A 12,947-nucleotide genomic window follows, 5' to 3' on the forward strand; every position below is an offset into this window, starting at 1 on the left:
TCACATAACATACTAATATCACGCTTGCTGGAAGGTGCTTGTGATGACATTCTCGCGGTTGTTACCCGCTACAGCGAGAACAAAAAAAAGAATCTGGCTTTGCCGCCAGATTCTTTTTTTTCGTTGTGTCGATGGTACGGCAGAAATAGTCCAGCGCCGCACTGGTGGGATTAAAGCTGTGGGTACATTTCCAGCAGGCGGCGCGTGACGCCGTTGGTCCAGCCGAAACCATCCTGTAACGGATATTCCCCGCCGCCGCCCAGCAGCGCAGCCTCTCCGCTGATATTGTACTTTTCTACCATCTTGTGGTGCTGCTGCCAGGTGCTGTTGACGGTATGCAGCCAGCGGGAGGCAATCTCCTGCGCCAGCAGCTCATCGCCGTAGCTGTGGAACCCTTTGATCGCCATCCACTGCACGGGCGCCCAACCGTTCGGGCTGTCCCACTGCTCGCCGGTGACATTCATGCTGCACAGTATGCCGCCTGGCGCTAACAGGTGGTCGCGTACCGCTTTGGCAGTACGATTGGCCTGATCAAGGCTGGCCATGCCGACATACACCGGAGTGACGGCAGCGGCAGAGAACGTTGCCTGTTCGCCTTCGCGCCAGTTGTAGTCACGATACAGCCCCGCTGGTGCATCCCACAAATAGCGATCGACAGCCTCACGACGGCGCAACGCCAGCTGCTGGAAACGTTCGGCGGTTGCCAGCTCTCCCTTGCTGGCCGCAAGGCGGGCGATGGTGGTTTCCAGCTTGTAGAGGAACGCATTAAGGTCAACAGGCACAATGCTGGTAGTCTGAATACTTTCCAGGCGACCAGGTTCGCTTAACCAGCGCGAGGTGTAATCCCAGCCCGATGCGGCTCCGGCACGCAGATCGCGGTAAACCTCGCTCGCCGGGCGTGACGAGTGACTTGCCGTCTCCACATCCTCGCGATATGACTCGTCGCGCGGCGTGTCACGATCGTCCCAGTAGCGGTTAAGCACCGACCCATCGTTCAGCATCACCACATGACGATATGCCTGGTTGGGTGCGAGCGTTTCCTGACCGTCCATCCAGAATGCATATTCACTTTTCAGCTGCGGCAGATAGTGTTGAGCCTCATGGACATCGTTCTTTTCGAACAGCTCCACCATCATGGCAAATACCGGCGGCTGCGAACGGCTGAGGTAATAGGTGCGGTTACCGTTCGGAATGTGGCCATACTTATCAATCAACCACGCAAAGTTATCCGCCATGCTATGCATCAGATCGCAGCGTCCCGCAGCGGCAAAGCCGAGCATGCTGAAATAGGAGTCCCAATAATAAACTTCGCTGAAACGCCCGCCGGGCACGACATAGGGCTTCGGCAGCGGCAGCAGCGAAGAGAACTTACGATGTTCTTCCGGCTGACGAGTCAATACCGGCCATAGGCCATCGATGTGCTCTGCCATCGTATTATTGGGATCGGCAACATAGCGGCTATCATGCGCCTCGGGGAGATCGAAATTTTCCAGAACAAATTCCAGCAGGTTGAATTCCTGCTGCTCGCGCTCGAGATAATAGCGAAAAAGAATACGTTCCGGGTCCGTTTTTGGCGCACAGTCGGCAAAGGTTTTACTGTCGCTAAAAATGTGCGACATCTGCACCGCCGTAAACAGCTCCTGATAGCGGTCGGAAGGCGTGAGGATATCTGAAGCCGGCAGCCCACGGATCGTCTCCGGGTGCGGCTCGCCCGCGTTCTCAGGCCCCATTTCATAATCGTCATACCAGGCTTCAAATTCAACAGGGTTATTGTTAATCATCGCTTCATTTTGGTTGAAAGTGATAAAAACCTCCTGATGCCCAGCCTGCGGCAAATTTGTCTGGTGAATAAAAAATTGACGCTACTTATTATAGTCCTGTCATGTGATGACGCAACCTGCCACAGGAATAACGCCCGGTAAGAAGATATTTTTCAGCAATAGCCAAAACCTTCATTGTTACCCTTGCATTCATTGCTGAAATATTTATTAACCCGCCTAAATATTAAAAAATATATTTCATTCATTCGCTAATTAATATGCCAGTTAATAGCGTGAATACAGCCAGTTACCAGGATGATAACTGGCGTATGCCCGGAGAAAGATTTTCCCGGTTGATACGGCATATTCGCCGTGCGCCTTCCCCATCCTTTCTCATAAGGAATATTTTCTGACTGTGATTTACTTCTCACTGCCGGGAAAATACACTAGCGCGCCCCGGTCACTCTGTGAACAGGACAGAATCGCTCTACTGCGCTCAGGCAGAGGCACTTAACCTGAAAGGATGATGTAATGACGCTCGAACTTTGGCTGGCTTATACCGGTGTAATTACCGCGCTGATCGCCATTCCAGGCCCCTCGGCGCTGATCAATATGACCCACGGTCTGCGCTACGGTCGTAAACAGGCGCTGGCAACCGTCGGTGGCGGCGTGCTGGCAGCCATGATACTGATGACGGCCTCAGCGCTGGGGCTGGGGGCCATTCTGGCCGCTTCAACCACCGCCTTTATGGTGCTGAAAATCGTTGGTGCCGCCTATCTGATTTGGCTGGGCATCGCCGCATGGCGCGACAACAGCGAACCTGCGCAGATTAATGCCGCTGAACTTGAAGAAGCACCGGGAGCCATGCGCCTGTTCCGCAAGGGTTTCACGGTGGGTATCAGTAACCCAAAAGATCTGCTGTTCTTTGCCGCGCTGTTCCCGAACTTTATTGATGCCAGCCAGCCCCATGCTTTGCAGTTTGCCACACTGGCGATCACCTGGGCCGTGCTGGATGGCGGCATTATGTTCAGCTACGCCTGCGCGGGTCGTCGCCTGTCGGGCGTCTTTTCTAACGCCCGACGGCTGCGCATCCTCAACCGTTCTACCGGCAGCCTGTTTGTCTTTGCCGGTGGCGCACTGGCCATTTCGGCAAAATAATCACGCATTAGCCTTGATACGACCGCTGGCGCGGGCCCAGGCGAACAGCCCGCCCGCTTCCACCATGCTGGCCAACTCCCCCAGCGGGTCGGTCGCCAGCCGTTCACCGCTTTCCAGCAGCGTGATCGCCTGCTGCCCGATATCGATACTGACCCGATCGCCGGTACGTAAACGCTGGCATAACGGCTCAGCGGCAGCGACCGGCAGTAGCTCTCCGGTGGCCACACAGTTGCGGAAAAAGATACGCGCATACGACCGTGCGATAACTGCCTGCACCCCGGCGGCCCCCAATGCCATCACCGCATGCTCACGCGAAGAACCACAGCCAAAGTTTTTTCCCGCTACGATAATCGGGTAGCCCGAACGCCCGGTCTGTGGATCGACAAACGGCAGCGCCCCTTCCGGCAGACCGCACATGGCAAGCCGTGCAAGCTGGGCATAGCCCTCCGGCGTCGAAGGATTGACCTTCAGGTATTCCGCCGACAGGATCTGGTCGGTATCAATATTGTCGCCAAGGACGTACACCGCCCCACTAATCATCGATTTCATTTTTAAACTCCGCACAGTGCGCCGGGATGGACGATCGCGCCGGTCACCGCCGCAGCGGCCACGGCATAAGGGGAAGCCAGGTAGATATTGGCGCGCTTGTGGCCCATACGTCCGACAAAGTTGCGATTGGTGGTGGAGATCACCGAGATCGGCTGATTAACGCGGCCAAAGGTATCGGCCGGGCCGCCACAGCACGCCGCACAACCGGATTCGGACGACAGCTTCACGCCCGCATCACAGAGGATGTGGTACACCGACTGGCCGTCAATGTCAGTGCTGATTAAACCGTGAAACACCTCTTTTGTGGCGGGGACGGCGAAGGTCGGAATAACCACTTTACGCCCTTTCATAATGCGAGCAGCGGCAATAAAATCGGCCAGCTTGCCACCGGTACAGGAGCCGATATACGCCTGCGAAATCGCCACGTTCTTCAGTGTATCGATTGCCACCACGTTATCCGGCGAGTGCGGTTTAGCCACCAGCGGCTGCATGTGAGTGACATCAATATCCAATACCTGACTGTAACAGGCGTCCGCATCCGGTTTCACCACGCTAAACGGCATGTCGGTGCGCGTGGCAAGATAATCAAGCGTGGCCTGATTCGGCACCATAATGCCGTTTTTAGCGCCGCACTCCACCACCATGTTGCATATGGTCATCCGTTCCTCAACCGACATCGCATCAATCACGCTGCCGCCAAATTCAATGGCCTCATAGGTTGCACCGTCCACCGTCAGCCTGCCTAGCAGAGCGAGGATCAGATCTTTTGCCTGGACAAAAACAGGCAGCAACCCGTGATAGTTAACGCGGATCGTGGCAGGGACTTTCAGCGGGATCTCTCCGATGCCCAACGCACAGGCGGCATCGGTAATACCCAGGCCAATGGCAAAGCAGCCGAATGCTCCGGCGGTGACGGTATGCGAATCCGTTCCCAGCAGGACTTCACCTGGTCGCGTGTGCCCTCCTTCCGCCAGGCCAATATGGCAAACCCCTTTATACTCTGGCGTGCCGACATCGTAGAAATATTTAATCTGCTGTTGGCGGGCGAATTCGCGCATCACGCGAATATTCTGATTAGCCTGCGGGTCAGAAGAATAGACAAAGTGATCCGGGATCATAATAAAGCGTTCTGCATCCCAGACTTTCGCCTGTTCGCCGAACTCTTTTTTAAACACGCTGGCAACTCCCGGCGTACAGGGATCGTGCGACATTAATATATCGACCTTAGCCCAAACAATTTCACCTGGCGTAACGCAATCCCGCCCGCTGGCACGGGCAAGTATTTTCTGACTGATTGTCTGACCCATTAATATTATCTCTGCGTGATAAAGCGATCGTTAAGGATTAATTTATTGGTAATAACCTTACTGCTTTTCACTGCGCAACAAACGGGAAATATGCTAATATCGCCAATTGTTTCTCTCTAAAAACAATCCGGGATAATAATGAGCGATTTTGAAAATCTGCACGGGATGATTATTTTTGCCAAAGTGGTAGAAACGCTCAGCTATACCGAGGCGGCAAAAGCGCTCGGGCTGGCAAAATCTTCGGTCAGTAAGGAGATCTCGGCGCTGGAAGTGCGCCTCGGGGCAAAATTGCTACAGCGCACCACCCGGCGCATTCAGGTGACGGAAGTGGGTATGACTTATTATCACTACTGCTACCGTATTCTGCATGAGGTGAAAAGCGCCGACCTGTTTATCCGCCAGTTCCATGAAGAGCCAACAGGCAGCCTGCGCGTGGTCGCCCCGGTCACCTTTGGCTGTCAGTGCATCGTCCCGGCCCTTAACCGCTTCATTGCCAACAATATTCACGTCAGTGTCGATCTCGATCTCACCGATCGTCCGGTCAACTTTGAAGACGACCATATTGATCTCGCTATCGCCATTACCCGCGATCTTCCCGAACACCGCAACTATCGTCCGCTGATGGATATTGCCTGGGGGCTGTATGCCGCGCCGGACTACCTGATTAACCGCACGCCGGTTAGCAGCCCGGATGATTTACCGCGCCATGAATTTATTTTATTCCGTGGCCCGGCCCATACCATTTCATTGCCGTTTCGCAAAGAGAAGCAGAAAAAGGATATTGAGGTACGCAGTCGTTTTCGCGCCAATAATAGCATCGCCTTGCTCAATTCAGCCGTGGCACAAACCGGCATTGCCTATTTACCCAGTTATATCGCCCGGGAAGCGGTGGAAAGTGGGAAAATTGTGCAGCTATTACCCGAGTGGGAAATGGATATCTATAAATCTTATGTGCTGATGAAAAGCGACAGCTTTATTTCCCCACGGGTACGTTTATTTATTGAAGAATTACAGCGTGCGCTGGATCCAGCCACGGCGAAGCGTTAATTCTTTGCCTTATTCAAAAATAAAACCCCGCCTTAAAATAAAAGGTCGGGGTTTTATCAAAGCAGATTAATCCGCAGTAGGATTAATAGTAGTTACCGTGGCGGTAATCCCAGGTAGTGAAAATGTCGGACATGATTGACATAATTTTATCTACGTCCAATCCTTTACGGATCAGCACCGGGCAAGGAGAGATGTTACGTTCGCCCTTCTGCTCGGGAACCAGCTTACCGTTTTCATCGACCATCGCCACCATCACGCCCTGCTCGTAACGGGTCTTTTCCGATTCGTTCGGCTGGATAGATTTCACATAGTCATTCGCGGCGATGATCAGGTCAGCATGCTGCTCAATGCGCTCGCCGATGCCTTCTACCAGGCCACGGTTGCCTTTGCCTGACGGGTTAGCCGAGCTGGCGAAGGAGAATTTGCCGTGATTTTCCCACAGCTCTTTCGCCAGATTTTCTCCCGGCACGCCGAACTTGATCACAAAGCAGCTGGTCTGGCGGCGGTCCATCATCAGCTCTTTCGAGCCGTCATCAGGAATACGCGCTACGGCTTCTTCTTTCCACGGCAGGATGCAGCCCAACAGTACGTCTTTATCCCAGTGCTGCTGATACAGCGCTTCGATTTCCGGGTTCAGCTGCGCCAGCTCTTTCAGCTGCTCCAGAGAACCACACAGCACCACGCCCGGCTTGTTACGGTTGCGTTGCTTGGCATCAAATTTGCGCTCCAGACCTTTGGCGTCGGAAGTCATGATGATATAGCCCACTTTCGTTGGGCAGACGATCATGCCGCCGTTTGCTGACAGGATCTCAACCGCTTCCGGCTGTAAGCCACCATTCCAGTTAACTACTTTATCGCTCATCGTCCTATCCTTCGCATTCGGTTCAATTTATGTGGGCTATCACCCGTTGAAACCATCCTGCCACAGCCAGTTTTTATCGCAACAATAAACGCAATATCACCACGATTGTTTCCATCAGGAAACAGCCGTTGCGCTATGCGTCAGGTATTAACCTCTCGGCTTTCAGCCGGTCAAACAGCGCAAAGAAAGCATCGCGGGTGGCCTGGTAGCCGGTGAAGCCCGCCTTGCGGCTTTTGCTGATATCGGTAAACACTTCCATTGGCCGTCCAAGATCGGCGTCGGTGTGCCACCAGGAGGCCAGTTTCATTACGTCGGCCTGCTGCAAATCAAAACGCTGAGCGATAGCCTGCCACTGCTGCGGCGCGGCATCCATCCGCCCTTCCAGCGGCTGCATCGCGCCCGGGAAAGGCTGCGCTTCGATGCCGAAGTAGCGGGCAATCTCGCCCCACATCCATTTCCAGCGAAATACATCGCCGTTGACCACGTTGTAGTCCTGATTCTGTGCCGAGGGCGTGGTGGCTGCCCATATCAGCTGATCGGCCAGCAGGTGCGCATCGGTCATGTCAGTCACCCCTTCCCACTGCGCCTGGGAGCCGGGGAAAATAAACGGCTGCCCGCTCTGCTGACACAGGCTGGCATACACCGCCAGCGTCTGCCCCATATTCATCGCGTTACCGACGGCAAAACCGATCACCGTATGTGGACGATGCACGCTCCAGCTAAAACCGTACTTATCGGCGGCGGCGAACACTTCATCTTCCTGGGCATAATAGAAGTTTTCCACCGGCTGACGGCCCTGTTCTTCGCGAAACGGCGTGACCGGAACCGCTCCTTTGCCATACGCATCAAACGGGCCGAGATAGTGTTTCAGCCCGGTGATCAGTGCCACATGGCCACCTTTTAACCTTGTGCCGAGCGCATCGAGCACGTTGCGAACCATCGATCCGTTAACACGGATATTCTCTTTCTCATTTTCCTGACGTGCCCAGGCGCTGAAAAAGACCTTATCGACGGTTATCCCCTGTAAGGCGCTTTTTACCGACGTTTCATCGGTCAGATCGGCAGCCAGCGAGGTGACGCCACTGATAACCGGCGTGCGCCCGCGCGACAAACCATAAACCTGCCAGCCCTGCGCCAGCAGGCGTTCGGCCAGCGCGCTGCCGGTCACGCCACTGACGCCGACAATCAAAGCTCGTTGCTGCATGATGATTCTCCTTTTCGGTTGATAACATCAGCTTAATAGAGAATTAAATTCTCATCTCAGGTATAAATTCACAGTATTAGTGAACAGGAGGAATGAATGCCGACCTCGGAAGATCGTCTCAAGGGGATCACACCCTTCGTCGCCAGCGTGGAGAGCGGCAGCTTCACCGCCGCCGCCGGACGTCTACATCTCACCAGCTCGGCGGTCAGTAAAAGCATCGCCCGGCTGGAGGCACGCCTCGGTTCGCGTCTGTTTGAGCGCACCACACGCAGCCTGGTGCTGACCGATGCCGGACAGGCATTTTATGAGACCTGCGCCCGCGTGCTAAGCGAACTGGCAGAAGCAGAATCGGTGCTGGCCGCACAGCGCAGCCTTCCGGTTGGGCGTCTGCGCGTCGCCGTGCCACATACCTTTGGCCGCCTGCACGTCATGCCGCTGCTTAACGACTTCTGCCGACAGCACCCGGAGATGCAGCTGAATCTGTCATTCTCCGACCGTTTTGTTGACCTGTTTGAAGAAGGCGTGGATATAGCGGTGCGTATCGGCGGCCCAGGCAACTATCCGCCCTCTCTTGGCGTGCGTTATCTCGGCAGCGAGCGGCTGATCTTCTGCGCTGCGCCGGACTATCTGGCGCAGCACGGCACGCCACAATCGCTGACGCAGCTGGAACAGCACCAGGCGATTGTTTACGACCGTATCGATGGCAGTACCAGCCCGTGGCATGTGGCCTCACCGGATGGCCGTATTACCACGCGTACCGTGGCGCACCGCATGGCGCTGGCGGATGGAGAAGCCCAACGATCGGCTGTCGTGGCGGGACTGGGAGTGGCGCAGATGGCAACCTGGCTGATGAAGGAACAGCTGGCGCGGGGTGAGCTGGTGCCGCTTTTACCGCAGCTGAGCGTGCCGGGGTCGCCGCTGTATGTGGTGTGGCCAAGGCGTAAACAGCTGATGCCGAAAGTGGATGCGCTGCTGAATACGCTGGCTAAGCTGAAGGTTGAATAACCCGATCGGGGCGGCGGCAACAAACAAAAAAGGGCGACCATAACGATCGCCCTTTTGCACATCAAGCCGCGCTTTCGCTTTAAGGCGTTAACTTCTCGACATCTACATTGCCCTGGTGATTGACCACCGCTTCGTCTTTACGCACCTTTGCCACATCGCTGGCCGAAACCGTGGAGGCCGCGCTGTTACCCCAGCTGGTGCGGATAAAGTTCACCACGTCGGCGACCTGCTGGTCGTTCAGTCGCCAGCCAAAGGCCGGCATGGTGATGGTCGTTGGCGCACCCTTCATACCCGGCAGCTGAGCGCCGCTTAATACGATATGAATCAGCGAGGTCGGATCGGATGCCAGTACGACTGAATTGCCGCGCAGCTCCGGGAAGAAGCGCTTGTAGCCGCTGCCATCCGTTTTATGACAGGCGGCACAGCTGTCGACATAAACCGACGCCCCGGTTTGACTGTCATCGCCTTTCCACAGCGCTTTCGCCACCGTATCATCCGGCGTGAAACCCACCTGATTCGGATCTTTCGCCCCGAGTGACTTCAGGTAACGGGCGATGGCGGTGGCATCTTCCGGCGTCAGATGTTGCAGGCTGTGTTGTACCACATCAGTCATCCCACCAAACACGGCGGTGTGATCGTTACGCCCCGTCCGCAGGAACTGTACCAGCTGGTCTTCACTCCAGCGACCAAGCCCATCGCCACTGTCACCGCGCAAATTACTGGCGGTCCAGCCGTCAATCGGTGCACTGCTGCCTGACAGATAATCGCTGCCTTCGCCGTCATTCAGCGCTTTTTCCTGCATGGTGATACTGCGCGGCGTGTGGCAAGCCCCGCAGTGCCCCAGCCCTTCAACCAGGTATTGACCGCGTGCCAGCACGGCATCCTGGCCTTTTATCGGCTGGAAGGCTTTCACGTCCGGTGCAAAAATGCCACGCCAGATAGCCAGCGGCCAGCGCATGGAGAGCGGCCAGGGGATATCGCTCTCCTGATTGGCCTGTGCCACCGGCGACACGCCATGCATAAAGTAAGCGTACAGCGCCTGCATATCCTCATCGCTCACCACGGCATAAGAGGGATACGGCATGGCCGGATAGAGCGTATCGCCATTCTTCGCCACGCCGTGACGCACCGCTTTCTGGAAGTCGTCGTAGCTGTAGTCACCAATACCGTTTTGCTTATCCGGCGTGATATTGGTGGAGTAGATGGTGCCGATTGGCGTCACCATCGGCAACCCGCCAGCGAACTCGGCTCCCCCGGCTTTGGTATGGCAGGCAACGCAGTCTCCGGCGCGCGCCAGATACTCACCGCGTTTGATCTGCTCAACTGCGGCATCGTCTGCGGCAGCATTGAACGCCATCATGCCCAGCAACAGGGCAGAGAGTGTGATCTTTTTCATCTGCTTATCCTTATGCCTGCACCAATGGGCCGGGGTTTTTCAAATACTGCTCACGAATCGCCTTCGCCGACCAGTAGGTTAGCGCAGCGACCAAGCCGGTCGGGTTGTAGCCGAGCCCCTGTGGGAAGGCCGAAGCGCCGGGCACAAACACGTTCGGGACATCCCAGCTTTGTAAATAGCGGTTGATCGCGCTGGTTTTCGGATCTTCACCCATGATCGCGCCACCGTTCATATGCGTGGTTTGATAGACGGTGGTATCGAAGTGGGTGCCCGGCATTTTCGGTGAACCGCTAATCATCTTGGGATTCATCGCTTCGGCGATTTTATGCATGCGGTCGTGCATAAACTGCGACATTTTAATGTCGTTATCCTGCCAGTCGAACGTCATGCGCAACAGCGGCTGCCCGTGGATATCCTTGTAATTCGGATCGAGGTCGAGGTAGTTATTGCGGTACGACTGATGCGCGCCGTGGGCATCCATCGACACATGGTGCGTGTAGTGATCCGCCACTGCCGCTTTCCATTTGCTGCCCCAGTTTGGCGTTCCCGGCGGGGTCGGCAGACCGGAGATCGGCTTCACACCGGCCTGATTGACCCACATCGGTGAGCCACCCACGAAGCCATATTTGGCATGGTCGAAGTTATCGGCGTTAAAGTCATCAACCCCGACCCCGGCACCGCCGGCTCCAATAAAGTTATTGGTGAAGACGTCTTTATCGAAGAATGCCTTGATGGTGGAGATGTTCTGGTAGGCAAAGTTACGCCCTACGGTGCCTTCATTGGTCACCGGATCGTAAGGTTTGCCGATGCCGGACAGCAGCATCAGATGCACATTGTGGAACTGGAAGGCTGAGAGGATCACCAGATCCGCAGGCTGTTGGTTTTCACGCCCCAATGCATCAACATAGGTCACGCCGGTGGCGCGTTTCTTGTCATCGGTGAGATTGACGCGTAACACATAAGCATCATTGCGCAGTTCAAACTTCGGCTCCTGACGTAGCGCGGGCAGAACATTGACGTTCGGCGAGGCTTTGGAATACATGTAGCAGGCATAGCCGCTGCAATATCCGCAGAAGTTACACGGCCCCATCTGCGCGCCGTAGGTGTTGGTATACGGGCCGGAGGTATTGGCAGAGGGCAAATCGTAAGGATGATAACCGATACTCTCTGCCGCCTGAGCGAACAGCTGCGCCGAGTAGGTGCGTTTTTGCGCCGGGAGCGGGAAATCGCCGGAACGATCGGCGGCAAACGGATTGCCTTTGCCGCCTTGGCCGACCACCTTACCCTTAATGCTCCACGCCGATCCGGAAGTGCCGAACACTCTCTCCGCCTGGTCGAAGAACGGCTCCAGCTCGGCGTAGCTGACGCCGAAATCCTGGATTGTCATGCCCTGTGGGATAAAGTTTTTACCGTAACGCTCTTCATAGTGGCTGCGCATACGCAGCTCGATCGGATCGACACGGAAATGAACGCCGGACCAGTGCAGACCGGCCCCTCCGGTGCCCGTGCCCGGCAGAAATGCCGCCAGCTGGCGATATGGCTGTGCGGTCTGCGCCGCGTTATGACGAATGGTCACGGTGCTTTTCGACAGATCCTGGAACAGTTTTTTACGGACGTTGTAGGTCAGTTCATCAATGACCTGCGGATAAGCACCGTCAGGATAAGTATCCCGATGCGGGCCGCGCTCCAGCGCCACCACATTCAGGCCCGCCTCGGTCAGCTCTTTCGCCATAATTGCCCCGGCCCAGCCGAAGCCCACAATCACTGCATCTACTTTTTTTTGTACGTTTGCCATGCTTAATCCCTTTCCCCACGAATTGATACCGGCGGCAGCGTGTACCGCTCGCCGCGTTCTACCCAGTCCATAAAGTCGGCGCGCGCACCGGGGAAGTTAATAAGCTTCCAGCCGACCAGCCCCTGGTTACCACCATGTATGGGATCGCTGAAAAAGCCTTCACGGGTATTTTGCAACAGGAAGGTAAAAAAGGTTTTAGCCGGTAGCTGGCGCAGCTCAACGCTGCCTGCTTCCAGCCCCTGCAACAGCGCATCCTGCTGTTCGCCGCTCAGCTGCGCAAATACCTTGCCATGCTGTTGTTTTGCCAGCGCATCGGCATCGGCCAGACCAAGACGATAGATATCACGAGGTGCTAACGGGAGCTGGTAACCGAGCGCCTTATCGGCATCTGGATGAAAAGGGCCTTGCATATACCAGTTAGCCCCGGTGGCGTAGGGCGTGTTCATCTGGCGATCGATATACTCCGGCACACCCGCTTCCAGTGCGCCGGGGCCACGCTCGTCGGCGGGAATAAGTCGCGCGACGGCTGCCTGAATAAATGCGAACTCTTCCGGGGTAAACCAGGTCGGCTGGTATTCACGCGCAGGCTTTGGGCCTGTTGCAGCGGCCTCTTTCGCCACGGCAGGTGCTACCGCAGCCAGACTTCCCAATCCTGCAGAACCTATTGCCATTGCAGGTGCCAGGGTGATGGTTTTCAGCAGAAAGTCCCTGCGAGTACTTCCAGTTTTTTGCTCTGACATGACATTGCCTTCTCACACCAGCAGCGTAGCGCTGGCTAAAATGGGGGGCGGATTATTTTTAGTAATATAAAGTGTAGGGGAAATATAGTCACTGCCTGAAATATTTACCAAAATCACTGTTACC

Annotated in this window: 11 protein-coding genes; 3 read left to right on the forward strand and 8 right to left on the reverse strand. The window is 55.6% G+C overall.

What is annotated here, in order from left to right:
- Window positions 1-170: 170 nt before the first annotated feature.
- On the reverse strand, window positions 171-1,805 hold the full coding sequence (locus tag EPIR_RS15665; RefSeq protein WP_420834767.1) for an alpha,alpha-trehalase: 1,635 nt from the start codon (window positions 1,803-1,805) through the stop codon (window positions 171-173).
- Between the two features lie 486 nt (window positions 1,806-2,291).
- Between EPIR_RS15665 and EPIR_RS15670 the strand changes: the two genes are divergently transcribed.
- Window positions 2,292-2,918 carry a LysE family translocator gene (locus tag EPIR_RS15670; RefSeq protein ID WP_023656465.1) on the forward strand — a complete coding sequence of 209 codons (627 nt, stop codon included), beginning with the start codon at window positions 2,292-2,294 and terminating at the stop codon, window positions 2,916-2,918.
- On the opposite strand, the gene EPIR_RS15675 is transcribed toward EPIR_RS15670, so the two are convergent.
- Both EPIR_RS15675 and EPIR_RS15680 read right to left on the reverse strand, forming a co-directional pair.
- Window positions 2,919-3,467, reverse strand: a complete 549-nt coding sequence (locus EPIR_RS15675; protein WP_023656466.1) for a LeuD/DmdB family oxidoreductase small subunit — start codon at window positions 3,465-3,467, stop codon at window positions 2,919-2,921. It lies immediately after the preceding gene.
- 2 nt (window positions 3,468-3,469) lie between these two features.
- Window positions 3,470-4,774 (reverse strand): 3-isopropylmalate dehydratase large subunit, encoded by a 1,305-nt coding sequence (locus EPIR_RS15680; RefSeq protein WP_023656467.1) that lies wholly within the window; start codon window positions 4,772-4,774, stop codon window positions 3,470-3,472.
- Window positions 4,775-4,912: 138 nt separating this feature from the next.
- Between EPIR_RS15680 and EPIR_RS15685 the strand changes: the two genes are divergently transcribed.
- The gene (locus EPIR_RS15685; protein WP_023656468.1) at window positions 4,913-5,821 is read left to right on the forward strand and encodes a LysR family transcriptional regulator; all 909 of its coding nucleotides are present in this window, start codon (window positions 4,913-4,915) and stop codon (window positions 5,819-5,821) included.
- Window positions 5,822-5,903: 82 nt separating this feature from the next.
- Here EPIR_RS15685 and EPIR_RS15690 read toward each other — a convergent pair whose 3' ends face one another.
- Both EPIR_RS15690 and EPIR_RS15695 read right to left on the reverse strand, forming a co-directional pair.
- Complete coding sequence (locus EPIR_RS15690) at window positions 5,904-6,683, reverse strand: L-threonylcarbamoyladenylate synthase (protein ID WP_023656469.1); 780 nt, start codon at window positions 6,681-6,683, stop codon at window positions 5,904-5,906.
- Between the two features lie 133 nt (window positions 6,684-6,816).
- Window positions 6,817-7,887, reverse strand: coding sequence for an SDR family oxidoreductase (locus EPIR_RS15695; protein WP_023656470.1), 1,071 nt, complete (start codon window positions 7,885-7,887; stop codon window positions 6,817-6,819).
- 96 nt (window positions 7,888-7,983) lie between these two features.
- Between EPIR_RS15695 and EPIR_RS15700 the strand changes: the two genes are divergently transcribed.
- The gene (locus tag EPIR_RS15700) at window positions 7,984-8,892 is read left to right on the forward strand and encodes a LysR family transcriptional regulator (protein ID WP_023656471.1); all 909 of its coding nucleotides are present in this window, start codon (window positions 7,984-7,986) and stop codon (window positions 8,890-8,892) included.
- Between the two features lie 79 nt (window positions 8,893-8,971).
- On the opposite strand, the gene EPIR_RS15705 is transcribed toward EPIR_RS15700, so the two are convergent.
- Genes EPIR_RS15705 through EPIR_RS15715 form a run of 3 tightly spaced genes read right to left on the reverse strand, consistent with a single transcriptional unit; the run spans window position 8,972 to window position 12,823 of the window.
- Window positions 8,972-10,288, reverse strand: coding sequence for a c-type cytochrome (locus tag EPIR_RS15705; RefSeq protein WP_023656472.1), 1,317 nt, complete (start codon window positions 10,286-10,288; stop codon window positions 8,972-8,974).
- Window positions 10,289-10,298: 10 nt separating this feature from the next.
- Entirely contained in the window at window positions 10,299-12,083 is a 1,785-nt protein-coding gene (locus tag EPIR_RS15710; RefSeq protein ID WP_023656473.1) for a GMC family oxidoreductase, read from the reverse strand.
- Between the two features lie 2 nt (window positions 12,084-12,085).
- Window positions 12,086-12,823 (reverse strand): gluconate 2-dehydrogenase subunit 3 family protein, encoded by a 738-nt coding sequence (locus EPIR_RS15715; protein WP_023656474.1) that lies wholly within the window; start codon window positions 12,821-12,823, stop codon window positions 12,086-12,088.
- Window positions 12,824-12,947 lie beyond the last annotated feature (124 nt).

This window comes from Erwinia piriflorinigrans CFBP 5888, from assembly GCF_001050515.1.
Lineage (GTDB): Bacteria > Pseudomonadota > Gammaproteobacteria > Enterobacterales > Enterobacteriaceae > Erwinia > Erwinia piriflorinigrans.